Origin of the sequence: Variovorax sp. JS1663 (genome assembly GCF_002157355.1) — a bacterium.
Lineage (GTDB): Bacteria > Pseudomonadota > Gammaproteobacteria > Burkholderiales > Burkholderiaceae_C > Variovorax.
In genome coordinates this window covers 1-23,671 of sequence record NZ_LYMK01000014.1, presented here as the reverse complement: position 1 = coordinate 23,671, position 23,671 = coordinate 1, and the positions used below count along the sequence as shown (strand labels likewise).

The window sequence follows — 23,671 nt, the reverse complement described above, 5'->3', positions numbered from 1 at the left end:
ATGACCGGGAGCACCCATGGCCGACCCCCTTCTGATTGCCCGCCACGACACCATCGAATGCAACCTGCTGCCGGGCCTGGCCAATCGCCACGGCCTGATCACCGGCGCCACCGGCACGGGCAAGACCGTCACGCTGCAGACCATCGCCGAGAAACTATCGTCCATCGGCGTGCCGGTCTTCATGGCCGACGTCAAGGGCGACCTGACCGGCGCCAGCCAGCAGGGCCACATCGGCGACAAGATGGCCGCCACGCTGAAGGAGCGCGGCCTCGACCTGCCCCCGCCGCTGGCCTGCCCCGTCACGCTGTGGGACGTGTTCGGCGAACAGGGCCACCCGGTGCGCGCCACCATCTCCGACATGGGCCCCCTGCTCCTGGGCCGCATGCTCAACCTCAACGAGACCCAGTCCGGCGTGCTGAACCTGGTGTTCAAGATTGCCGACGACAACGGCCTGCTGCTGCTGGACCTGAAGGACCTGCGCGCCATGCTGCAGCATGTGGGCGAGAACGCCAGCCAGTTCACCACCGAGTACGGCAACATCAGCGCCGCCAGCGTGGGTGCGATCCAGCGCGGGCTGCTCGCCATCGAGACCCAGGGTGGCGACAGGTTTTTCGGCGAGCCCATGCTCAACATCTCGGACTTCATGCAGACCGAGGGCGGCAAGGGCGTGGTCAACATCCTGGCGGCCGACAAGCTGATGAATTCGCCGCGCCTGTACGCCACCTTCCTGCTGTGGTTGCTGTCGGAGCTGTTCGAGCAGTTGCCCGAGATCGGTGACCCGGACCAGCCCAAGCTGGTCTTCTTCTTCGACGAGGCGCACCTGCTCTTCAACGAGGCGCCCAAGGCCCTGGTCGAGCGCATCGAACTCGTGGTGCGCCTGGTGCGTTCCAAGGGCGTGGGGGTGTTCTTCGTCACGCAGAACCCGCTCGACATCCCGGACAGCGTGCTCGCCCAGCTGGGCAACCGCGTGCAGCACGCGCTGCGCGCCTTCACGCCGCGCGACCAGAAGGCGGTCAAGGCCACGGCCACCACGATGCGGCAGAAGCCGGGCCTGGACATCGAGGCCGCGATCACCGAGCTGGCGGTGGGTGAGGCGCTGGTCAGCTTCCTCGACCCGAAGGGCCGTCCCAGCATCACCGAGCGCGTCTATGTGCTGCCGCCGGGCAGCCAGATCGGCCCGATCACCCCGGCACAGCGGCAGGCGCTGATGGCGAACTCGCTGGTGGCCGGCGTGTACGAGAAGGCGGTGGACCGGGAGTCGGCCTACGAGAAGCTCAAGGGGCGGGCCGAGACGGCGCCGGATGCGCCTCCTGCATCTGCCGGGAAACCCGGCGCCGCAGCGCCGGCCGAATCGGGCGGCGTGATGGGCAGCCTCAACGAGATCCTGTTCGGCTCGACTGGGCCGCGCGGCGGCAAGCGCGATGGACTGGCCCAGACCATGGCCAAGTCGGCGATGCGGACCATGGGAACGCAGGTGGGCAAGGAGATCCTGCGGGGGGTGCTGGGAGGGATCTTCGGGGCGAAGTCGCGTCGCTGAGGACGGCGGCGGGCGACGCTGCGGCGCCCTGCCTCGCTCACCACCGCAGCAACTGATGCCCGATGAGCGCGCCCGCTACCGCCGGCAGCGCCATCCCCAGCACGTACCAGATCCCCAGGAAGGGCGCGGCCAGTTCCGGGCAATGCAGCGCATAGACCGCGGCGCCCGCTCCCGCGGACATGACGCCCGCGGCCGCGCCGGCAAGCGCCGGCTGCGTCGGCGCGAGGCTCTTCAATGCCGCCAGCGAGGCGATGAACACGGGCAGCGTGATCACCGAGATATTGAAGACGCAGCTGCGCCAGGTCTGGCCCCAGACCATGGCCGCACGATCCTCGGCCGGTGCCGCCAGCCAGCTGGCCAGCCCGATCGCCCAAACCAGCAGCACCGGCACCGCCAGCCCCAACCAGGCCCTGCGCACCCGCACGCCGGGGCGCGCCAGCCGCTGCACGATCACGAAACCGGCGATCGCCACGCAGACCGGGAATACCAGCTTCATCCAGAACATCGGCCAGAACAGGGTCTGCAGCAGGTCGCGCCGCACACCGTATTCGATGGCCATCACCGCGATCGCCAGGGGCACGCCGAGCGCGAGGGCGATCGCGAAGCGGCGCGCAGCGGCATGCCGCTGCACGGGTTCCGCTTGCGCGGCCAGCAGGGCCACGAGTTCGTCTGTCTTCATGATGAGGTCTTTCCGATCTTCAGCGCCAGGGCCTTGAGCCCGCGGTGGATGCCCACCTTCACCGCCGATTCCGACATGCCCGTGAGCTTCGCCGTCTCGGCCACCGACAGCCCCTCCAGCTTGACGTGCACGATCGGCAGCCGATGCCGGTCGGGCAAGGTCTCGAGAAGCCCCGACAGGTCACGCCTGGCATCGCTGGCCTCGGTGGCGGAGTCGGCGAACACGGCCAGGTCGTCGTCGAGCGGATCGTGGAGCGCCTCGCGCCCGGACTTCGCGCGCAGCAGGTCGATCATCTTGTAGCGCGCGATGGCATGCACCCAGGCCGTCAGCGGCTGGTCGCTCTGGTAGGTGTGGCGCTGGTTGTGCATCGCGAGCAGGCACTCCTGGACAAGGTCTTCCACTTCGTCCGGCCAGCCGAACAGGCGCCGGGCCAGATAGGCGCGCAGGTGCGCGCTGAGCTTCTGCAGGAAGTCGCGATAGGCCACGGCATCGCCGCCCAGGCCGCGCACGAACAGGTCGTGCAGCACCGCTTCCGCATCGTTCCTTGCCATCTTGCTCCCATGGGTCATTCGCGCTTCGGCCCGCGCCGGTTACAGCCACGACAAAAAAAGAAATCCGGCGGATTGTGCCGCGTGCTGTAACGGCTCCCGCGCCGGCCGCGAAGTAGAGACGACCGCGCACCAGCGGCGCGGTTGCAACTTTCACTCAACCACTGGAGCACTTTCCATGATCACACGTCCCCTCGCCATCACCGCCCTCGCCCTGGGCGCCCTCGCCGCCGGCTCCGCCATGGCGCAGGACAGCAAGCCCATGGCCGACAAGATGCCAGCGATGGAGAAATGCTACGGCGTCTCGATGGCAGGCAAGAACGACTGCGCCGCGGGCCCCGGCACCACCTGCGCCGGCACTTCGAAGATGGACTACCAGGGCAATGCCTGGAAGAACGTGCCGGCCGGCACCTGCGCGGCGATCAAGACGCCCAAGGGCATGGGCTCGCTGACGCCCATCAAGTCCTGATGCGCGCGACGCCTGTCACCATGTCCTTCCCTGCGCTCGGGGCCGGCCTCGGCCTCAAACCGGAGCACTACGACGCGGCGCTGTCGGCACGGGCTGACGGCCTGTGGTTCGAGGTGCATCCCGAGAACTACATGGTGGCAGGCGGTCCCCGGCTGGCTTGGCTGGAGGCGGTGCGCAGGCACCATCCGGTCTCGCTGCACGGCGTCTCGCTCTCGCTTGCGGGGGAGGCGCCGCCCGATGCCGGGCAGCTGGAACGACTGGCGGCGCTGGAGCGGCGCATCGAGCCGGCGCTCGTTTCCGAGCACCTGGCCTGGTCGGCGTGGAACGGCCGCTACCTGCCCGACCTGCTGCCCTTTGCCCGAACGACGGAGGCGCTGCGCCGCATCGCCGCCCACATCGGCCGCACGCAGGATGTACTGGGAAGGCCCATCGCCATCGAGAACCCGTCGCACTACCTGCGCTTCGATGGTCACACCTGGGACGAGATCGACTTCCTGGCCGAACTCGTCTGCCGCACCGGCTGCACGCTGCTGCTGGACATCAACAACGTGCACGTGTCGGCCTGCAACCTGGGCTACTCGGCCGAGGCCTGGCTGGACCGCTTTCCGGCCTCAGCGGTCAGCGAGATCCACCTGGCGGGGCATTCGCAGGACCCGGCCCTGGGCGCGAAGCTCTTGATCGACTCCCACGACGCGCAGGTAGCGCCCGAGGTCTGGCGCCTGTACCGGCGCTTCGTCGACCGGGCCGGCGCGCGACCCACATTGATCGAACGCGACGGCCAGGTGCCGGCCTTCGAGGAACTGATGCGCGAGCGTGCCGTGGCCGATGCCGCGCTGGCTGCGCCCGCCGAAGAGCAGGAGGCTGCAGCATGAGCTTTCAGGACGCATTTGCACGCGCCCTCTTCGCACCGGACGCGGCAGACAACCCCGCAGTGCAGCGCCTCGCGGCCCAGCCCGCCTTCGCGGTCTACCGCAACACCGTGATGAAGGGCTGCATCGATGCGCTGGAAGCCAACTTCCCGGCCGTGGCCCGGCTGGTGGGCAGCGAGTGGTTCCGCGCCGCTGCGGCGATTCACGTCGCGGCCCACCCGCCGCGCGACGGCCGGCTGCTTGGCTATGGCGAGGACTTTGCCGGCTTCCTGCAAGACTTCGAACCCGCTGCCGAGCTGGGCTATCTCGGCGGCGTCGCTTGCCTCGATGCGCTCTGGCGCGAGGCCCATGCGGCCGAGGATGCACCTGCGCTCGACACGGCGTGGCTCGCACGCCATGCCCCCGAGCAGATCGCGGCGCTGGTGCTGCGCCCCCATCCGGCGGCGCGCTGGGCCTGGTTCGACCAGCAGCCGATCTACAGCATCTGGGCACGCAACCGCACCGACGGTCAGGAGAACGCGGAGTTGGTTTGGCAGGGTGAAGGCGCCCTGCTCACGCGTCCCTTCGACAGCGTGGCCTGGCAGGCCATCGACCACGCCGCCTGCACCTTCCTCGACGCCTGTGCGGCCGGCCGGCCGCTGGGCGAAGCGGCCGAATGCGCATTGGCAATCGACGCCGATGCCGACCTCGCGGCCCTGCTCGCTGCATTGCTGCGCGCCGGAGCCTTCACCACCACCACCGACCATCCAGCCAAAGGATCATCATGAGCGCCCATCCCGCCACCTCGTCCGCCCTCGCCGACACGCCTGCGCATGGCCTGCGCGCCAGGTGGACCCACGCCGCCGACCTGCTCTCGCGGCTGGTCTCGCACGACCTGCTGGCGCTCGCCTCCCGCCTGAGCATCGCGGCGATCTTCTTTCTCTCGGGCCGCACCAAGGTCGAAGGCTTCCTCATGCTGACGCCGGGCGCCTACGAGCTGTTCCGCACCGAATACAAGCTGCCGCTCGTGCCGCCGGAGATCGCGGCCCACCTGGCGGCCTACGCCGAGCACCTGTTCCCGGTGCTGCTGGTGCTGGGCCTGGCCACGCGCTTCTCGGCGCTGGCCCTGCTGGGCATGACGCTGGTGATCCAGGTCTTCGTCTACCCCGATGCCTGGCCCACGCACCTGTCGTGGGCCGCCTTGCTGCTGTACCTGGCCGGCCGCGGCGCGGGCAGCCTCTCGCTGGACCGCCTGCTGCGCCTTCGCTGAAGCCCGCGCCGGCCGTTGCACCCGTGGCTTGCCAGCCACGGAAGCCCTCGCTACATTGTGTTTTTTGAGGGCCTGCAATGTCCGTTGACGCCGTTCCGACTCCTTCCACACCGACCCTTCCCCCGACTTCCTCCGAGCCCTCCTCTTCCGCGCCGAGCGCCCCGCAGCGCTCACACATCCGCCTGACCTCGCATGCGGGCGGCTTCGGCGCCCTGCCGATCCAATGGGGCGCGCCCACCGCGGCCGAGCGCGGACCGGTGGTGGGCACCACCACCAAGCGCGCCCACCGCAACGTGATCGGCACGCACAGCGGCTCCTACAGCGTGTACCGCGCGCTGGCCGTGGCGGCCGGTGCCCTCAAGCGCGAGCACAAGGCCGACCTGACCAACACCGCGCCGACCGATGTGATCGGACCCTATCCGCAATGGGGCGAGCCGGGCCGCATCGTCTCGCTCGACCCCTGGGGCGCGGTGGTGGCAGATGCCTTCGCCGCCGAACTGGCCGCGGGCTACGACATCCGCCCCACGATCGCGGTGACCAAGGCGCACGTGATCCTGCCCGAGGTGATCGAGGGGCTGCAGAAGGGCCGGCTCCAGGCCGACGGCAAGTTCCTCACGCCCGGCGGCGCGGCCATGGTCACCAAGGCCGCGGTCGAGCCCGTGTGGTACCTGCCCGAGGTGGCGCGCCGCTTCGGCTGCTCCGAGACCGACCTGCGCCGCGTGCTCTTCGAGGAGACGGGCGGCATGTACCCCGAACTGGTGACGCGCTCCGATCTCGAGGTGTTCCTGCCGCCGATCGGCGGCCAGACCCTCTACATCTTCGGCAACCCGCGCGACCTGGCCAACCCGGAGGTCGAGCTCACCGCGCGCATCCACGACGAATGCAACGGCTCCGACGTGTTCGGCTCCGACATCTGCACCTGCCGGCCCTACCTCACGCACGCGATCGAGGAATGCATCCGCGGTGCGCAGCGCGGTGGCGTGGGCCTGATCGCCTACTCCCGCAAGGAAGGCCGGGCGCTCGGCGAGGTGACCAAATTCCTGGTCTACAACGCGCGCAAGCGCCAGGTTGGCGGCGACACGGCCGACCAGTACTTCGCCCGCACCGAATGCGTGGCCGGCGTGCAGGACATGCGCTTCCAGGAGCTGATGCCCGACGTCTTCCATTGGCTGGGCATCCGCAAGATCCATCGGCTCGTGTCGATGAGCAACATGAAGTTCGACGCCATCGTCGGTTCGGGCATCGAGATCGGCGAGCGCATCAACATCCCCGACGAGCTGATCCCGGCCGACGCGCGCGTGGAGATGGACGCCAAGATGGCGGCCGGCTACTTCACGCCCGGCGTCGTCCCCGATGCCGAGGAACTCAAGAAGGCCAAGGGAAGGACACTGGACTCATGACCAAGAACAACTACGGACTCGATCCCGATCGCCCCACCGCCAACGCCGCGGTGCGCCATGCGGACGCGGATGGCCATGTCGACCCGGCGCTGGAGTTCGCCCCGGACACGAGCCGCCCCGCCGGCGCCGCCGCCTTCCTGCGCACCACGCGCGCCATCCGCATCCGCGCGGATGCGCTGCTGGCGCGCGCGCGGCGCGGCGAGTCGCAGTGGTTCACCATCGGCGACGAAGCCGCCTTCGACGCGATGGCGCGCACGGTGGCCGACGTGACGCGCGAGCGCTATCCGAAGCACGCCATCCCCTACCACAGCCGCTGGCGCCACTTCGAGGCGGGCGGCGTGGACCGGCTGCAGGAACTCAATCGCCTGCTGGGCGACCTGAACCCGACCCAGCGCGCCCGCGCCCACATCGACCTGGCGGTGGTGAGCGTGCTGCTCGACGCGGGCGCCGGCCCCTGCTGGCACTACACCGAGCCGGCCACCGGCAAGCGCTTCGGCCGCTCCGAGGGCCTGGGCGTGGCCAGCTTCCATGCCTTCACCGGCGGCCTGTTCTCCTCCAACCCCGAGCGCCCGCTGCAGGTCGATGCCGTCGGGCTGCGCGGGCTGGTGACGGACCGCCTGGGCGATGCCTTCCAGGTGAACGACATGAATCAGCTCGTGGGTCTGACCGGCCGCGCGACCCTGCTGCGGCGCCTGGGCGAAGCGATGAGCGAGCAGCCCGGGACCTTCGGCGAGGACGGCCGGCCCGGTGGCATCTTCGACGCGCTGGTCAGCCCCTTCGGCCCGGCCGCGCCGCCGACGGCCGAGACCACCGCACACGACATCCTCTCGCTGTTGCTGGAATCGCTGTCCCGCATCTGGCCGGCCGCCAACGTGATCGACAGCAGCGGCACGCGCTCCGGCGACGCGATCGGCGGCATCGCGCCGGACGACGCCGCGCTGGCACTGGGCGACTGCTGGCGCCACGGCGCGGTGCGCGGGCCCGGCCTCACCAACGGCTGGATGCCCTTCCACAAGCTCTCGCAGTGGCTCACCTATTCGCTGATCGAGCCCTTCGAATGGGCCGGCGTCAAGGTACGGCACCTCGATGCCCTCACGGCCCTGCCCGAGTACCGCAACGGCGGCCTGCTGCTCGACAGCGGCGTGATCGTGCCCCGCGACCCGGCGCTGCTGGAGCGCCTCTGGACGGTGGGCGACGAGTTCATCGTCGAATGGCGGGCCCTGACCATCGCCCTGCTCGACGAGCTCGCGCCGCGGGTGCGCCAGGTGCTGGGCCGCAGCGAGGAGGAACTGCCGCTCGCCCGCGTGCTGGAGGGCGGCACCTGGGCCGCCGGCCGCGCGCTGGCACAACGCTTGCGTGGCGGAACGCCACCCTTGCGCATCGAGAGCGACGGCACGGTCTTCTAGACTCTGCTTTCTTTCGCAACGCCAAGAAGACCTTCCATGAGCAACGTCCACCTCGTCGACCATCCCCTCGTCCAGCACAAGCTCACGCTGATGCGCCGCAAGGAGGCCAGCACCAACAGCTTCCGGCGCCTCCTCAACGAAATCAGCATGCTGATGGCCTACGAGGTCACGCGCGACATGGCGATGCAGGACATCGAGATCGAGACGCCGCTGGAGACCATGAACGCCAAGGTGATCGACGGCAAGAAGGTGGTGCTGGTCTCCATCCTGCGCGCCGGCACGGGCATCCTCGACGGCATGCTCAGCGTGGTGCCCGGTGCGCGCGTGGGCCACATCGGCCTGTACCGCGACCCCAAGACGCTGACCGCGGTCGAGTACTACTTCAAGATGCCCGGCGAGATGGGCGAACGCGACTGCATCGTCGTGGACCCGATGCTCGCCACCGGCAACTCCGCCGTCGCGGCAGTGGAGCGGCTCAAGGAGCTGAACCCGAAGTCGATCAAGTTCGTCTGCCTGCTGACCTGCCCCGAGGGCATCCGCACCATGCAGGCCGCGCACCCCGACGTGCCCATCTACACCGCGGCCATCGACCGCGAGCTCAACAGCCACGGCTACATCCTGCCCGGGCTGGGCGACGCGGGTGACCGCATATTCGGAACCAAGTAAACAACGTCCAACCAACGAGGAGAAGTCCGTGCCCCTACGCCGCCACCTGATCGCCCGCTCCATCGCCGTCGCCGCTGCGCTCGCTGCGGCCGGCGCGCCCGGCTTCGCGCTCGCGCAGGCCAAGCTCAAGGTGGCGGCGGTCTACACCGTGCCCTTCGAGCAGCAATGGGTGGGCCGCATCCACAAGGCGCTGAAGGCGGCAGAGGCGCGTGGCGAGATCGAGTACAAGGCCACCGAGAACGTCGCCAACGCGGACTACGAGCGCGTGATGCGCGAGTACGCACAGGCCGGCAACCAACTGATCCTGGGCGAGGTCTTCGGCGTCGAGGCGGCCGCGCGCAAGGTGGCCAAGGACTTCCCGAAGACGGCCTTCCTGATGGGCTCCTCGCTCAAGCCCCAGGCGCCCAACTTCTCGGTCTTCGACAACTACATCCAGGAGCCGGCCTACCTGTCCGGCATGGTGGCCGGCGGCATGACCAAGACCAACAGGATCGGCATGGTCGGCGGCTTTCCCATTCCCGAGGTCAACCGGCTGATGAACGCCTTCATGGCCGGCGCGAAGGAGACCAACCCCAAGGTGGAGTTCAGCGTGAGCTTCATCAACAGCTGGTTCGACCCGCCCAAGGCCAAGGAAGCCGCCTTCGCGATGATCGACAAGGGCGCGGACGTGATGTACGCGGAGCGCTTCGGCGTGAGCGACGCGGCCAAGGAACGCGGCAAGCTCGCCATCGGCAATGTGATCAACACGCAGGACAAGTACCCGGACACGGTGGTGGCGTCTGCCCTGTGGAACTTCGAGCCCTCGGCCGACCGCGCGATCAAACTGGTGAAGGAAGGCAAGTTCACCGCCGAGGACTACGGCGTCTACTCGCACATGAAGCACAAAGGCTCCGAGCTCGCGCCGCTGGGCAGCTTCGAGAAGAAGGTGCCGGCCGAGGTCGTGGCCAAAGTCAAGGCCAGGGAGGCGGAGATCCTCTCGGGCAAGTTCACGGTCAAGGTGGACGACGGCCAACCCAAGTCGACGGCCAAGTAGGCACGATGAGGCGCTTCTGCTCCCTCTCCCTCCGGGAGAGGGTTGGGGTGAGGGCAGCGGGCGGTGGATGAGGCGCGCCTCCAGCAAGCGCCCGGCGCCCTCACCCCCGCCCTTCGGCTGCGCGGCATCACCAAGCGCTTCGGCGCGCTGGTTGCCAACGATGCGATCTCGCTCGAACTCGGCGCCGGCGAGGTGCTTGCCCTGCTGGGCGAGAACGGCGCGGGCAAGTCCACGCTGATGTCGATCCTGTTCGGCCACTACGTGGCCGACGAAGGCGAGATCGAGGTGTTCGGCCGGCCGCTGGCGCCCGGGCTGCCCAAGGCGGCGCTGGCGGCGGGCATCGGCATGGTGCACCAGCATTTCACGCTGGCCGACAACCTGAGCGTGCTGGACAACGTGATGATGGGCACCGAGCCGCTGTGGCAGCCCTTCTCGCGGCGCTCGGCGGCGCGGGCAAAGCTGCTGGAGGTCTCGCAGCGCTTCGGCCTGCCGGTGCAGCCCGACGCGCGCGTGGGCAGCCTCTCGGTGGGCGAGCGGCAGCGGGCGGAGATCCTCAAGGCGCTCTACCGCGGCGCACGCATCCTGATCCTGGACGAGCCGACCGCGGTGCTGACGCCGCAGGAGAGCGAGGCGCTGTTCGGCACCCTGGCGCAGATGGTGGCCCAGGGCCTCTCGATCATCTTCATCAGCCACAAGCTGGACGAGGTGCTGCGCGTCTCGCACCGCGTGGCCGTGCTGCGCGGCGGCCGCCTGGTGGCCGAGGCGCCCACGCGAGAGACCACCGCAGCGCAGCTTGCACTGTGGATGGTCGGCCATGCGGTGCAAGGCGTCACGCGCACGCCGGCGCGGCAGGTAGGCGATGCCGTGTGCGTGCTCGACCACGTGCGCACCGGGGGCGGCGGGCATGACCGGCTGCACGACGTTTCGCTCACCCTGCGCGCCGGCGAGATCATGGCGGTGGCCGGCGTCTCGGGCAACGGCCAGGTGGCGTTGGCGGAGCTGCTGAGCGGCACCCGCCGAGCGACGGCGGGCACGGCGCAACTGATGGGACGCCCCCTCTCCGCCGCGCCCGCGCGGCTGGTGCAGCGCGGCGTGGCGCGCATCCCGGAAGACCGGCACGCGGTCGGCGTGGTGGGCGACCTGGCGGTGTGGGAGAACGCGGTGTCGGAACGATTGCGCCACTCGGCCTTCTCGCGCTGGCTGTGGGTGCGGCGCGCGGCCGCCCGCGCCCACGCGCGGCGCATCGAGAAGGCCTTCGACGTGCGCGGCGCCGGGCTGGAGGCACCGGCGCGCTCGCTCTCGGGCGGCAACATGCAGAAGCTGATCCTGGGGCGTGCACTGCTGGCGCCGGAAGGCGCAAAGCACAAGGCGGCGCGCCTGATCGTCGCGCACCAGCCGACCTGGGGGCTGGACATCGGTGCGGTCGCCTACGTGCAGCAGCAGTTGATCGCGGCGCGCGATGCGGGCGCCGCGGTGCTGCTGATCTCCGACGACCTGGACGAGGTGCTGGCCCTCGGCGACCGGGTGGCAGTCATGCACGGCGGCCGGCTGGGCGAACCGCGGCCGGCGTCGTCCTGGACGCGCGAGGCCATCGGCCTGGCCATGGCGGGGAGCGCCACATGATGCGGCTGGAGCGCCGCCACGCGACCTCGCGCGCGGCACTGCTGCTGGCACCCGTGGGCGCGGTCGGCTTCACGCTGCTGGTCAGCGCGCTGCTGGTGCTGTGGGCCGGCGCGCCGGTGGGCCGCACCTACGTCCTGCTGCTGCAGGGCGGCTTCGGCTCGCTCTTCGCCTGGAGCGAGACGCTGACGCGCGCCACGCCACTGATCCTCACCGGACTGGCCGCCACCGTCGCCTTCAAGGCCCGGCTCTTCAACATCGGCGCCGAGGGACAGTTCTACGGCGGTGCGCTGGCCGCGGTGGCGGTGGGCGGGCTGCATGGCGGCGCCGGCTTCGCACTGCCACCCTGGCTGCTGTTCCCGCTGATGATGGCGGCCGCGGCCTGCGTCGGCGCCCTGCTGCTGCTCGGGCCGGCGCTGATGAAGAACCGGCTGGGCGTGGACGAGGTGGTCACCACGCTGCTGATCAACTTCATCGTGCTGCTGGGCGTCTCGGCCCTGCTCGACGGGCCAATGAAGGACCCGGCCGCGATGGGCTGGCCGCAGAGCGTGTCGCTGCAGTCCGAGCTGGAACTCGGACGGCTGGTGGCGCAGACCCGCGTCCACACGGGGCTGCTGTGGGCCGCGGTGCTGGCGGTGCTGGCCTGGGTGCTCTTCAAGTACACCGTGATCGGCTTCGACATCCGCGCACTGGGGGCCAATGCGCGCGCCGCAGCCTTCGCCGGCGTACCGGTCACGCGCACGGTGGTGCTGGTGGCGCTGATCTCGGGTGCGCTCGCAGGGCTGGCCGGCGCCATCGAGGTCGCCGGCCGCACCAGCTACGTCACGCTGGACATGTCGCCGGGCTACGGCTACAGCGGCATCGTGATCGCGATGCTCGCGGCGCTGCATCCGCTGGGCGTGCTGGCCGCTGGGGTGTTCGTGGCCGGCGTGCAGGTGGGGGCCGACACCATGAGCCGCGCCATCGGCGTGCCCACCTACATCGCGGACGTGATCGTGGCCGCCTCGCTGATCGCCGTGCTGGTGGCCACCCTTCTCACCCAGTACAGAGTGCGATGGAGATAGCCGACATCCTCTCCAACCAGGCCTTCTGGGTCGCGGTGCTGCGCATCGCCACGCCGCTGGTCTTCGGCACCCTGGGCGTACTGCTGTGCGAGCGTGCGGGCGTGCTGAACCTGGGCATCGAGGGCATCATGGTCGCGGGCGCCTTCGCCGGCTGGCTCGCGGTGTACGCAGGTGCGCCGCTGTGGGCAGGCGTGGCGGTGGCGGCGTTGACGGGCGCGGTCTTCGGGCTGCTGCATGCACTGCTCACCGTGGGGCTGGCGCTGTCGCAGCATGTGTCGGGCCTGGGCATCACGCTGCTGGCGACGGCGCTGAGCTACTACGGCTACCGCGTGAGCTTCCCCAAGGTCAACACGCCGCCGACGGTGACGCCTTTCGCCCCGATGGACTGGCTGCCCGTCCCGGTGCTCAGTGCCCAGACGCCGCTCACGCTGCTGGCGCTGCTGCTGGTGCCGCTGCTCGCCTACCTGCTCTACCGCACGCCGCTGGGCCTGACGCTGCGCATGGTGGGCGAGAACCCGCAGGCGGCCGAGGGCCAGGGCGCATCGGTGGCGGCGGTGCGCACCGGCGCGATCGTCGCCGGGTCGGCGCTGATGGGCGTGGCGGGCTCCTTCCTCACGCTCTCTGCCTTCAACGCCTTCTTCTTCAACATGGTCAACGGCCGCGGCTGGATCTGCGTCGCACTGGTGGTGTTCGCCTCCTGGCGGCCGGGCAAGGCCCTCCTGGGCGCCCTGCTGTTCGCCTTCTTCGACGCGCTGCAGCTGCGGCTGCAACAATCGGGCGACGCGCTGCTGCCCTACCAGCTCTACCTGATGCTGCCCTACGTGCTGTCGATCGTGGCGCTGGTGCTGGTGGCGCGCAAGGCCGGCTATCCGCAGGCCCTCATGAAGCCCTACCGCAAGGGAGAACGCTGAAGCCATGCTCGATCTACTGATTCACGACGCCGCCTTGCCCGATGGCCGCAGCGGGATGTCGATCGCGGTGCAGGATGGCCGCATCGCCGAAGTCACGGCCGGACTCGACGCGCCCGCGAAGGACAAGGTGGACGCCGGCGGACTGCTGGTCGCACCGCATTTCGTCGATCCGCATTTCCACATGGACGCCACACTGAGCTACGGCCTGCCGCGCGTCAACCAGAGCGGCACGCTGCTCGAAGGCATCGCGCTGTGGGGTGAACTCAAGCCGCTGCTGACGGCCGAGGCATTGGTCGAGCGCGCGCTGGCCTACTGCGACTGGGCGGTGGCCAAGGGGCTGCTGGCCATCCGCAGCCACGTCGACACCAGCGATCCGAGCCTGCTGGCGGTCGATGCGCTGCTCGAGGTGAAGAAGCGCGTGGCGCCCTACCTCACGCTGCAGCTGGTCGCCTTCCCGCAGGATGGCGTGCTTCGCACGAAGGGCGGCGTCGACAACCTGAAGCGCGCCCTCGACAAGGGTGTGGACGTGGTCGGCGGCATCCCTCATTTCGAGCGCACCATGGCCGACGGCGCCGCCAGCGTCAAGCTGCTGTGCGAGCTGGCCGCCGAGCGCGGCCTCCCGGTGGACATGCACTGCGACGAGTCGGACGACCCGCTCTCGCGCCACATCGAGACGCTGGCCTTCGAGGCGCAGCGCCTCGGGCTGCAGGGGCGCGCGACCGGCTCGCACTGCACCTCCATGCATTCGATGGACAACTACTACGTCAGCAAGCTGCTGCCGCTCATTGCCGAGGCCGGCGTGAGCGTGGTGGCCAACCCGCTGATCAACATCACGCTGCAGGGGCGCCACGACAGCTATCCCAAGCGACGCGGCATGACGCGCGTGCCGGAGCTGATGGCGCAAGACGTGAACGTCGCCTTCGGCCACGACTGCGTGATGGACCCGTGGTACGGCATGGGCTCGGGCGACATGCTGGAGGTCGCGCACATGGGGCTGCACGTGGCGCAGATGACCAGCCAGCAAGGCATGCGCCAGTGCTTCGACGCGGTGACGGTGAATGCGGCGAAGGTCTTCGGGCTGCAGGGCTACGGGCTGGAGGCCGGCTGTGACGCCAGCTTCGTGCTGCTGCAGGCGCGCGATCCGGTCGAGGCGATCCGGCTGCGCGCGCCGCGGCTCAAGGTCTGGCGCCAGGGCCGGCTGCTTGCCGAGACACCGGCGGCCACGGCCACGCTGCAGCTGGCAGGCCGGCCTGCGTCGACGAGCTGGATGCCGCCTCAGCGCTGAGCGAAACGCAACCGCGTCCGCTCAAAGCTGAACTGGCTGGGCGTCGTAGATCTGCAGAGTCGGCGCCTGCGCCGCCAGGCCACCGACGGCCTTGGCGAAAGCGCGCGAGGCCGGCACGGCGAAATGCGCGAGCAGCGCCGTGCGATCGCTCCACTGCTCGACGAAGACGAGGCGCAGCGCGTTCTCCTCGTCCCGGTGCACCGCATGCGAGATGCAGCCGGGTTCCGCACGCGAGCGGCGCACGTGCTCCAGGCTCAGGGCGAGCACCCGGTCCAGCGTATCTGGTCTGGCGACGATGTCTCCGGTCACGAGAATCATGGGGTCTCCTCCAACAGGCATGGATGCCTCCTTTCCTCAGGCGGTGGGCGCGATCGCCTCCGCGTATTCGTAGAGCGCGCCCAGGATTTCCTCGCCGCGCTCGTCGGCCGTTTCGGCCAGGGCATCGATCTCGGCGAAGAGCTGGTCCACGTTGCGCGCCCCGCCCTCGCCTTCGAGCAGACGCGCGGCACGGTGCGCCTCCCAGCGCTCGGCATCCGCGGCCTCGAGTGTGTCGGAAAAATTGCGTGCGCGGTAGCGGAACACCAGTTCCTCCAGCCGAGGATCGTCGAAGCCGGTACGCGAGCGCGCCAGCTCGTCCGGCGACAGGGCGCGCAGCTGCGTGAGCCGGCGGCGGTCGCCATTGCCGACGAAGCCGCCGTAGAGGTCTTCGTCGACATCGGGCGTCGCTTCGCGCGGCCGCTCGTAGACCTGCGGCCAGATCGCGCTCATGTCAGGCAAGGCGGCGGCCAGCTCGGCATGGCGCATCGCCTGCTCGACGTCGATGCGCCATCGTGCGGCCATCGCCGGCGCCAGGGTCTTGAGGTTGCCGACGACCATCGGCGACTTGTTGAGGTGCACGCCCTTCACCGGCAGGCGCAGCACGCCCTCCGGCAGATCGGCCGTGCGCGTGAACAGGCGCAGGCGCAGCGTGGCCACGTCGAGGTCGCGCAGCTCGCTGGGGTCGTGCGCCAAGTCCCAGGCGAGCAGCTCGTTCTTGTTGGTGGGATGGCTCGCCAGCGGCCACATCACGGCCAGGCAGCCGCGCTCGGCCGGGAACATGCCGGAGACGTGCAGGAAGGGCCGTGCCGACTCGCGCGTGGCCGGCAGGCCCAGCTCGCTGGCGACGCGGTCTTTCTTGTGCAGGCCCAGCGCGAAGTCGAAAAGCCTGGGCTGGCGCGTGCGGATCAAGCGCGCCAGCGCGATGGTTGCGCGCACGTCGGACAGGGCATCGTGGGCCGATTCGTGCAGCAGGCCGTTGGCACGCGCCAGGTCCTCGAGCTTGAAGCTCTGGGTGCCGTCCTCCTTCTTCGGCCACTCGATGCCGTCGGGCCGCAGCGCATAGCACAGGCGCACCACGTCGAGCAGGTCCCAGCGGCCGCAGTCGTTCTGCCACTCGCGCGCGTAAGGATCGATGAGGTTGCGCCAGAACAGGAAGCGCGTCACCTCGTCGTCGAAGCGGATCGTGTTGTAGCCCACGCCGATGGTGCCGGGCTGGGAGAAGGCCGCCTCGATCCGCGCGGCAAACTCGTGCTCGGGCAAGCCGCGCTCCAGGCACAGCTGGGGCGTGATGCCGGTGATGAGGCACGCCTCCGGGCTCGGCAGGTAGTCCGGCGCGGGCTTGCAGTAGATCATCAGCGGCTCGCCGATCTCGTTGAGCTCGGCGTCGGTGCGGATGGCGGCGAACTGCGCGGGCCGGTCGCGGCGCGGCACGGCGCCGAAGGTTTCGTAGTCGTGCCAGAGAAATGTTTGCTGGATCATCAGAGTGCTTTCCTCCCTTTTCCTTTTTTGCGTTCGTTGGTGCAGGCCGCCCGATCCTAGAGCAGCGGCGAGAACAGGCGCGCCGTGGCATCGCCGAGCCGGCGCACGAAGGGCTGGCGCCGCGGGTGCCGCACCTGCGCGGCGCTTTGCAGGTCGGTCTCGAACTGGGCTGCAAGCGGCCGGGCGAGTGCCGGGCCGTAGATCACCGCGCACACCTCGAAGTTGAGCCGGAAGCTGCGGTTGTCGAAGTTGGCGGTGCCGATCATCGCGCAATGGTCGTCCACCACCAGCGTCTTGGAGTGCAGCATGCGCGCCTTGTACTCCCAGATCTTGACGCCGGCCGCCATCAGCTCGTCGTAGTAGGAACGCGCCGCGGCGCTCACGATCAGCGAGTCGCTGCGGCGAGGCACCAGCAGACGCACGTCGACGCCGCGCAGCGCCGCGCTGGTCAGCGCCATCAGGGCCGGCTCGCCCGGGACGAAATACGGCGTGGTAAGCCACGCGCGCTGCGACGCCGAGTGGATGGCCGCGACGTGCACGCGATGGATGGCCTCGAGGGCGCTGTCGGGGCCGCTGGTGACGATCTGCACGGGAATGTCGCCGGCGCTCTCGTGCGCCGGCAGGCGCGGCAGCAGGGCGTCGAGGGTCTCGTTGAGGCGGCGCGGGGCCTCGCCGGTGGCGTAGGTCCAGTCCTCGAGGAAAGTGGTCTGCAGCCAGCGCACGGCGCTGCCCTCGATGCGAAGGTGGGCGTCATGGTAGGCATCGGGGCGGATCCGGCGGTCTTCCTCGTCCGTGATGTTGACGCCGCCGGTGAAGCCGATGCGGCCATCGCACACCACGATCTTGCGGTGGGTGCGGTAGTTGGTGACCGGCCGCAGCCGCCGGCCGATGCGGGTGTCGTGGAACAGCGCCACCTCGATACCGGCCGCCAGCATGGGTGCCATGAAACGGCGGCCGATGCGCTTGGAACCCAGCGCGTCCAGCAGCAGGCGCACCGTGACGCCCTCGCGGGCACGCTCGATGAGCAGGTCGCGCAGTGCGGTGCCCGTCCTGTCGGGCTCGAAGATGTAGTACTCGAGGTGGATGTGATCACGCGCCCGGCGGATCGCCTCGAAGATGGCATCGAAGGTGGAGGCGCCGCCGGACAGCAGCACCGCGGACGTCGCGGTCGACACCGGCAGACCGCAGGCGGCCGTGCCGAGCGCGGCCATCTGCCGCAGCGCGGGCGGCGCCCGTTCGGCCGCCTCGCGCAAGCTGGCCACGTCGGCAGGCGCTTGGGCGATGGCGCGGCTGCGCAGCCGCTTGAGACGCTGCTTCTTCAGCCGCTGCGGCCCGAGGAAGTAGTAGATGAGGAAACCCGCGAAAGGCAGCAACGCGAGCGAGAGGATCCAGCTCATCGTCGAGACCGGCGCTCGCTTCTGCATCACGATCCAGACGGAAAGCACCGCGATGTAGCCACTCCAGGCGAGGGAGAGGCCGGTCTTCCATTCGTGGCTGAGCTCGGGGAGGATCAAGGGAAAGGGGGGTCAAAGAAAAAGGCCGGTAGCGCGAATGCTACCGGCCTGGCGTGAAGAAGCTTGCAGCCTGCGGGTCAGCCCGTGGCGGCCTCTTCCGCTTCGGGCTTGGAACGCCCTTCCTTCTTCGGCAGGGGCTGGATGTCCAGCTGCACCTCTTCCTTGTCGTCGAGGTCCACCGTCAGACGGCCGCCGTCCTGCAGGCGTCCGAACAGCAACTCGTCGGCCAGGGCGCGGCGGATCGTGTCCTGGATCAGGCGCTGCATCGGCCGCGCGCCCATCAGCGGATCGAAGCCCTTCTTCGCCAGGTGCTTGCGCAGGACGTCGGTGAACGTGACGTCCACCTTCTTCTCGGCCAGTTGCGTCTCCAGCTGCAGCAGGAACTTGTCGACCACGCGGAGGATGATCTGCTCGTCCAGCGACTTGAAGCTCACGATCGCGTCCAGGCGGTTGCGGAACTCCGGCGTGAACAGGCGCTTGATGTCGCCCATCTCGTCGCCGGCCTGGCGCGGATTGGTGAAGCCGATGGTCGACTTGTTCATCGTCTCGGCGCCCGCGTTGGTCGTCATGACGATGATCACGTTGCGGAAGTCGGCCTTGCGACCGTTGTTGTCCGTCAGCGTGCCATGGTCCATCACCTGCAGCAGGACGTTGAAGATGTCCGGATGCGCCTTCTCGATCTCGTCGAGCAGGAGCACCGCGTGCGGCTTCTTCGTGATCGCCTCGGTCAGGAGGCCACCCTGGTCGAAGCCGACGTAGCCGGGCGGCGCGCCGATCAGGCGGCTCACCGCATGGCGCTCCATGTACTCGGACATGTCGAAGCGGATCAGCTCGATGCCCATGATGTAGGCCAGCTGCTTCGCCGCCTCGGTCTTGCCGACGCCGGTGGGACCGCTGAACAGGAACGAACCGATCGGCTTGTCGTCCCGGCCGAGGCCCGAACGCGCCATCTTGACGGACGAGGCCAGTACCTCAAGCGCCTTGTCCTGGCCGAACACCACGCTCTTGAGGTCGCGCTCGATGTTCTGCAGCTTGCCGCGGTCGTCGTTCGACACGTTGGCCGGGGGAATGCGCGCTATCTTCGCGACGATTTCCTCGACTTCGCTCTTGCCGATGGTCTTCTTGCGCTTGTTCGCAGGCAGGATGCGCTGCGACGCGCCGGCCTCGTCGATCACGTCGATGGCCTTGTCGGGCAGGTGGCGGTCGTTGATGTACTTGGCGCTGAGCTCGGCTGCGGCCTGCAGCGCCGCAGGGCCGTACTTCACGCCATGGTGCTCCTCGAAGCGCGACTTCAGGCCCTTGAGGATGTCGACTGTCTCCTGCACCGTCGGCTCGACCACATCGACCTTCTGGAAGCGACGCGACAGGGCCGCATCCTTCTCGAAGATGCCGCGGTACTCGGTGAAGGTGGTGGCGCCGATGCACTTGAGCTGGCCGCTGGACAGCGCGGGCTTCAGCAGGTTCGATGCGTCCAGCGTGCCGCCCGAGGCGGCGCCGGCGCCGATCAGCGTGTGGATCTCGTCGATGAAGAGGATCGCGTTCGGCTTGTCCTTGAGGGACTTGAGAACGCCCTTCAGGCGCTGCTCGAAGTCGCCGCGGTACTTGGTGCCGGCCAGCAGCGCGCCCATGTCGAGCGAGTACACGAAGGATTCGGCCAGGATCTCCGGCACATCACCCTGCGTGATGCGCCAAGCCAGGCCTTCGGCGATCGCCGTCTTTCCGACGCCGGCCTCGCCCACCAGCAGCGGATTGTTCTTGCGCCGGCGGCACAGGATCTGGATCACGCGCTCGACCTCGTACTCGCGGCCGATCAGCGGATCGATCTTGCCGTCCTTGGCCATCTGGTTGAGGTTCTGGGTAAACTGCTCGAGCGGGGAGGACTTCTCGTTCTTCTCGCCGCCGCCCTCTTCGCCCTCGGATGCGGATTCGCCGCTGCTCTTGGCCGCTTCCGGGGGGTCGCTCTTCTTGATGCCGTGGGCGATGAAGTTCACCACGTCCAGGCGGGTCACGCCCTGCTGGTGCAGGTAGTAGACGGCGTGGGAGTCCTTCTCGCCGAAGATCGCGACCAGAACGTTCGCGCCGGTGACTTCCTTCTTGCCGTTGCCGGTGGACTGCACATGCATGATGGCGCGCTGGATCACGCGCTGGAAGCCGAGCGTGGGCTGGGTGTCCACGTCGTCGGTTCCCGCCACCTGGGGCGTGTTGTCCTTGATGAAGTTGGTGAGCGACGCGCGCAGGTCGTCGACGTTGGCCGAGCAGGCGCGCAGAACTTCGGCGGCGCTCGGGTTGTCCAGCAAAGCGAGCAAGAGATGCTCTACCGTGATGAACTCGTGCCGTTGCTGCCTGGCTTCCACAAAAGCCATGTGCAAGCTGACTTCCAGTTCCTGGGCAATCATGTGATTTCCTTTGGCTTTGCTGTAAATAAATTCTCAGATGGGTTGGAGCGCGATTTATTCAACCGGTTCACTGACGCACTGCAGAGGGTGCCCCGCCTGGTGGGCCGCCTCCATCACCTGATTGACCTTCGTGGCTGCCATGTCGCGTGAATAAACGCCGCAGACGCCTCGCCCGTCGAGATGGATCTTGAGCATGATCTGGGTGGCGGTTTCCCGGTCTTTGTTGAAGAACTCCTGGATCACGACCACCACGAATTCCATGGGCGTGTAGTCGTCGTTCAGCATCACCACCTGATACATCTGCGGCGGCGCGGTTTTCTGCGGGCGCCGCTCGATCACGACCGCATCGCCGTCATCCCGCCCCGGCTTCACGGCCGGCGGCGTGGGCGGAGTCGAGGGGATTTTCGTAGCCATGAATTTCATTTTATCGAGCCGACCGCCGCTTGCAGTGGCCGTGCTCGGACAACTGGTGGCAGCTTTGTGACATTCAAGACGGCGACCGCACAAAGGCGCCGCAGGCGCACATGCAAGCAGCGTGCCCCGCCGTTCGATTTTGCGCCTCCCGTTACGGAAAAAAAGCCCCGGCGCCTTGTGGAACCGGGGCTTGGCGGAGGAAGCGCCGTCAGACGCTTGGCAGACCGCCTCACATGTTGTCGATCATGACTTGGCCGAACCCCGAGCAGCTCACTTGAGTGGCCCCGTCCATCAGGCGGGCGAAGTCGTAGGTCACCTTCTTGCTGACGATGGACTTTTCCATCGAACTGATGATCAGGTCGGCGGCCTCGGTCCAGCCCATGTGGCGTAGCATCATCTCGGCCGAGAGTATTTCGGAGCCGGGATTGACGTAGTCCTTGCCGGCGTACTTGGGCGCCGTGCCGTGGGTCGCCTCGAACATGGCGACCGTGTCGCTCAGGTTGGCGCCCGGGGCGATCCCGATCCCGCCGACCTGGGCGGCCAGGGCGTCCGAGACGTAATCGCCGTTCAAGTTCAGGGTGGCGATCACGCTGTATTCGGCCGGGCGCAGCAGGATCTGTTGCAGGAAAGCATCGGCGATCGAGTCCTTGATCGTGATGTCCTTGCCGGTCTTCGGATTCTTGAACTTCATCCACGGGCCGCCGTCGATCAGCTCGGCCCCGAACTCGCGGGCGGCCAGCCCGTAGCCCCAATCACGGAAGCCGCCTTCGGTGAACTTCATGATGTTGCCCTTGTGCACAAGCGTCACGCTGGGCTTGTCGTTGTCGATCGCGTACTGGATCGCCTTGCGCACCAGGCGCTCGGTGCCCTCGCGCGAAACCGGCTTGATGCCGATGCCGGAGGTATTGGGGAAGCGGATCTTCTTGACGCCGAACTCGTCCTGCAGGAACTTGATGAGCTTCTTGGCCTTGTCGCTCTCGGCCTCGAACTCGATGCCGGCATAGATGTCTTCCGAGTTCTCGCGGAAGATCACCATGTTGGTCTTCTGCGGCTCCTTCACCGGGCTGGGAACGCCTTCGAAATACTGGATGGGGCGCAGGCAAACGTACAGGTCAAGCTCCTGCCGCAGTGCGACGTTCAGCGAACGGATGCCGCCGCCGACCGGGGTGGTGAGCGGGCCCTTGATCGACACCACGTACTCGCGCACCGCGTGCAGCGTCTCCTCTGGCAGCCAGACGTCCGGGCCGTACACCTTGGTCGACTTCTCGCCGGCGTAGACCTCCATCCATTGGATCTTCTTCCTGCCGCCGTAGGTCTTGGCCACCGCCGCGTCCACCACCTTGATCATCACGGGCGTGATGTCGAGGCCTGTGCCGTCACCCTCGATGAAGGGAATGATCGGCTGGTCCGGCACGTTCAGGGAATTGTCGGCATTGACCGTGATCTTCTGCCCTTCGGTCGGGACTTTGATGTGCTGATAGCTGGACATGAGAGCGGGAACTCCGGGGTGATTTGAAGGCAGGAAGACACTATGTTTCCAGCCGGCTGAATAGCCGTAGAATTTTAGATGCAACCGGAGGAGCCCGAGGGTTCTGTCAACCGTGGCCCTGAAGCCCTCGTTGTTGGCTGACCTTCTGCTGGCCGGGAGGCATTTTCAAACCATCTCCACAAGAGGAATCCGTAATGAAGAAAGTTCTCGCAGTGATGATTGCCGGCCTGTTCGCCGCTGCCGCGTTCGCTCAGACCCAACCCGCCGAAATCAACCCGCAGGGCCAGGGCAAGGCAGCTGACCGCGCCGAGGCGCGCAAGGCCGCGCGTCCGGCCGGCCAGGTGAAGGAAGCTGCCGGTGACCAAAAGAACGTGGCAGAAGGCAGCGGCGGCGTGACGAAGACCGGCGCCGACAAGGCTGCCCAGGCTCGCCGTGACTCGCGCGACGCACGTCGTCCGGCCAAGGGCGGCGGCAAGAAGCCGGTGCCGGTTCAAGGCGGCACGCCCCAGTAAGCTGGGCCGCCACGCAAAAAAAGCGTTCCTCTGGAGCGCTTTTTTTTCGTCTACCGGAATTTACCGTGACCGGTCGACGACAGCTTTCTAGGATGTAAGCTTTGCGGCATATCGGTCATTGGCGTACCCGCAGCAGCAGCGGGCATCCCTATTTCTTTCTCGTCGTCCGCGTTCGGAAAACCGTCTTCATGTTCCAGCGTCTTCTCGCCCTGCTCGCACTGTCGGCCTCATTGGCTTGCGCCCATGCCCAGGAACCTCAGACCCAGTTGCCGCGGGTGAAACTGACGGCCGGCATGTACCAGATCGATGCTCAGGTAGCCCAAACGCCCGAGCAACACCAGATCGGGCTCATGTTCCGCAAGGAAATGCCGCAGACCGAAGGCATGATCTTCGTCTTCGGGCAGCCGGCTACCCAGTGCTTCTGGATGCGCAACACCCTGCTGCCGCTGACCGCCGCCTTCGTGGCCGACGATGGTCGCATCGTCAATCTGGCGGACATGAAGCCAATGACCGACGACTCCCATTGCTCGGAGGAGCCGGTTCGCTTCGTGCTCGAAATGAACCAGGGCTGGTTCACCCGCAAGAACATCAAAAAGGGCGCCAAGCTCGGCGGAGAGCTGTTCGCAAACAGGCGCTGAACTCCCTCTTTCCCATGAAAAAAGCCGGCCCGCAGGTCGGCTTTTTTCATGCTGCGACCGGTCAGCCGAAGTTCTTCTGGGCAAAGTCCCAGTTCACCAGCTTGGCCAGGAAGGTCTCCACGAACTTCGGGCGCAGGTTGCGGTAGTCGATGTAGTAGGCGTGCTCCCAGACGTC

At 68.0% G+C, this 23,671-nt stretch carries 24 protein-coding genes; 15 read left to right on the top strand and 9 right to left on the bottom strand.

Annotation, left to right across the window (positions count from 1 at the left end):
- The first annotated feature begins 16 nt into the window (after positions 1-16).
- On the top strand, positions 17-1,537 hold the full coding sequence (locus A8M77_RS13670) for a helicase HerA-like domain-containing protein (RefSeq protein WP_086922055.1): 1,521 nt from the start codon (positions 17-19) through the stop codon (positions 1,535-1,537).
- 37 nt (positions 1,538-1,574) lie between these two features.
- Here the strand turns inward: A8M77_RS13670 and A8M77_RS13665 are convergent, their stop codons facing one another.
- Both A8M77_RS13665 and A8M77_RS13660 read right to left on the bottom strand, forming a co-directional pair.
- The gene (locus A8M77_RS13665; protein ID WP_086922054.1) at positions 1,575-2,216 is read right to left on the bottom strand and encodes a DUF1109 domain-containing protein; all 642 of its coding nucleotides are present in this window, start codon (positions 2,214-2,216) and stop codon (positions 1,575-1,577) included.
- The gene (locus A8M77_RS13660) at positions 2,213-2,785 is read right to left on the bottom strand and encodes a sigma-70 family RNA polymerase sigma factor (protein WP_192871606.1); all 573 of its coding nucleotides are present in this window, start codon (positions 2,783-2,785) and stop codon (positions 2,213-2,215) included. The genes A8M77_RS13665 and A8M77_RS13660 overlap by 4 nt, the downstream gene beginning before the upstream one ends.
- Positions 2,786-2,942: 157 nt before the next feature.
- On the opposite strand from A8M77_RS13660, the gene A8M77_RS13655 reads away from it, so the two are divergent.
- The 12 genes from A8M77_RS13655 (at position 2,943) to A8M77_RS13600 (ending at position 14,736) form a co-directional block, all read left to right on the top strand.
- The gene (locus A8M77_RS13655) at positions 2,943-3,233 is read left to right on the top strand and encodes a BufA1 family periplasmic bufferin-type metallophore (protein WP_086922053.1); all 291 of its coding nucleotides are present in this window, start codon (positions 2,943-2,945) and stop codon (positions 3,231-3,233) included.
- On the top strand, positions 3,233-4,105 hold the full coding sequence (bufB, locus tag A8M77_RS13650; RefSeq protein WP_443271168.1) for an MNIO family bufferin maturase: 873 nt from the start codon (positions 3,233-3,235) through the stop codon (positions 4,103-4,105). Before A8M77_RS13655 ends, bufB begins: the two co-directional genes overlap by 1 nt.
- On the top strand, positions 4,102-4,869 hold the full coding sequence (locus tag A8M77_RS13645; protein ID WP_086922052.1) for an HvfC/BufC N-terminal domain-containing protein: 768 nt from the start codon (positions 4,102-4,104) through the stop codon (positions 4,867-4,869). Before bufB ends, A8M77_RS13645 begins: the two co-directional genes overlap by 4 nt.
- Positions 4,866-5,351: a DoxX family protein gene (locus tag A8M77_RS13640; RefSeq protein ID WP_086922051.1), complete on the top strand. Its 486-nt coding sequence runs from the start codon at positions 4,866-4,868 to the stop codon at positions 5,349-5,351. Before A8M77_RS13645 ends, A8M77_RS13640 begins: the two co-directional genes overlap by 4 nt.
- Before the next feature lie 77 nt (positions 5,352-5,428).
- The gene (locus tag A8M77_RS13635; RefSeq protein WP_086922050.1) at positions 5,429-6,751 is read left to right on the top strand and encodes a GTP cyclohydrolase II; all 1,323 of its coding nucleotides are present in this window, start codon (positions 5,429-5,431) and stop codon (positions 6,749-6,751) included.
- Complete coding sequence (locus A8M77_RS13630) at positions 6,748-8,157, top strand: URC4/urg3 family protein (RefSeq protein WP_086922049.1); 1,410 nt, start codon at positions 6,748-6,750, stop codon at positions 8,155-8,157. The genes A8M77_RS13635 and A8M77_RS13630 overlap by 4 nt, the downstream gene beginning before the upstream one ends.
- 36 nt (positions 8,158-8,193) lie before the next feature.
- Positions 8,194-8,823, top strand: a complete 630-nt coding sequence (upp, locus tag A8M77_RS13625) for a uracil phosphoribosyltransferase (RefSeq protein WP_086922048.1) — start codon at positions 8,194-8,196, stop codon at positions 8,821-8,823.
- 28 nt (positions 8,824-8,851) lie between these two features.
- Complete coding sequence (locus A8M77_RS13620; protein WP_086922047.1) at positions 8,852-9,856, top strand: BMP family protein; 1,005 nt, start codon at positions 8,852-8,854, stop codon at positions 9,854-9,856.
- 63 nt (positions 9,857-9,919) lie between these two features.
- Complete coding sequence (locus tag A8M77_RS13615) at positions 9,920-11,479, top strand: ABC transporter ATP-binding protein (protein WP_086922046.1); 1,560 nt, start codon at positions 9,920-9,922, stop codon at positions 11,477-11,479.
- A complete protein-coding gene (locus tag A8M77_RS13610; protein WP_192871611.1) occupies positions 11,479-12,540 on the top strand; it encodes an ABC transporter permease in 1,062 nt (353 codons plus the stop codon). Before A8M77_RS13615 ends, A8M77_RS13610 begins: the two co-directional genes overlap by 1 nt.
- Positions 12,531-13,451: an ABC transporter permease gene (locus A8M77_RS13605; protein WP_086922044.1), complete on the top strand. Its 921-nt coding sequence runs from the start codon at positions 12,531-12,533 to the stop codon at positions 13,449-13,451. Before A8M77_RS13610 ends, A8M77_RS13605 begins: the two co-directional genes overlap by 10 nt.
- A gap of 4 nt (positions 13,452-13,455) precedes the next feature.
- Complete coding sequence (locus A8M77_RS13600; RefSeq protein WP_086922043.1) at positions 13,456-14,736, top strand: amidohydrolase family protein; 1,281 nt, start codon at positions 13,456-13,458, stop codon at positions 14,734-14,736.
- Between the two features lie 21 nt (positions 14,737-14,757).
- Here the strand turns inward: A8M77_RS13600 and A8M77_RS13595 are convergent, their stop codons facing one another.
- The 6 genes from A8M77_RS13595 to icd form a co-directional block, all read right to left on the bottom strand.
- Complete coding sequence (locus A8M77_RS13595; protein WP_086922042.1) at positions 14,758-15,054, bottom strand: putative quinol monooxygenase; 297 nt, start codon at positions 15,052-15,054, stop codon at positions 14,758-14,760.
- 36 nt (positions 15,055-15,090) lie between these two features.
- Positions 15,091-16,533 (bottom strand): exodeoxyribonuclease I, encoded by a 1,443-nt coding sequence (gene sbcB / locus A8M77_RS13590; RefSeq protein ID WP_192871605.1) that lies wholly within the window; start codon positions 16,531-16,533, stop codon positions 15,091-15,093.
- Positions 16,534-16,589: 56 nt separating this feature from the next.
- Entirely contained in the window at positions 16,590-18,047 is a 1,458-nt protein-coding gene (gene cls / locus A8M77_RS13585; RefSeq protein ID WP_086922041.1) for a cardiolipin synthase, read from the bottom strand.
- Between the two features lie 77 nt (positions 18,048-18,124).
- Entirely contained in the window at positions 18,125-20,443 is a 2,319-nt protein-coding gene (clpA, locus tag A8M77_RS13580) for an ATP-dependent Clp protease ATP-binding subunit ClpA (protein ID WP_086922040.1), read from the bottom strand.
- 54 nt (positions 20,444-20,497) lie between these two features.
- Positions 20,498-20,857 (bottom strand): ATP-dependent Clp protease adapter ClpS, encoded by a 360-nt coding sequence (gene clpS / locus A8M77_RS13575; protein ID WP_086922039.1) that lies wholly within the window; start codon positions 20,855-20,857, stop codon positions 20,498-20,500.
- Positions 20,858-21,086: 229 nt separating this feature from the next.
- Positions 21,087-22,346, bottom strand: a complete 1,260-nt coding sequence (gene icd, locus A8M77_RS13570; RefSeq protein ID WP_086922038.1) for an NADP-dependent isocitrate dehydrogenase — start codon at positions 22,344-22,346, stop codon at positions 21,087-21,089.
- Between the two features lie 194 nt (positions 22,347-22,540).
- Between icd and A8M77_RS13565 the strand changes: the two genes are divergently transcribed.
- Positions 22,541-22,858: a hypothetical protein gene (locus tag A8M77_RS13565; protein WP_086922037.1), complete on the top strand. Its 318-nt coding sequence runs from the start codon at positions 22,541-22,543 to the stop codon at positions 22,856-22,858.
- 188 nt (positions 22,859-23,046) lie between these two features.
- Positions 23,047-23,496, top strand: a complete 450-nt coding sequence (locus A8M77_RS13560) for a DUF192 domain-containing protein (protein ID WP_086922036.1) — start codon at positions 23,047-23,049, stop codon at positions 23,494-23,496.
- A 61-nt stretch (positions 23,497-23,557) separates the two neighbouring features.
- Here the strand turns inward: A8M77_RS13560 and A8M77_RS13555 are convergent.
- Positions 23,558-23,671: Fe-Mn family superoxide dismutase (locus A8M77_RS13555; protein ID WP_238136821.1), on the bottom strand; the 114-nt coding region annotated here is incomplete at its 5' end.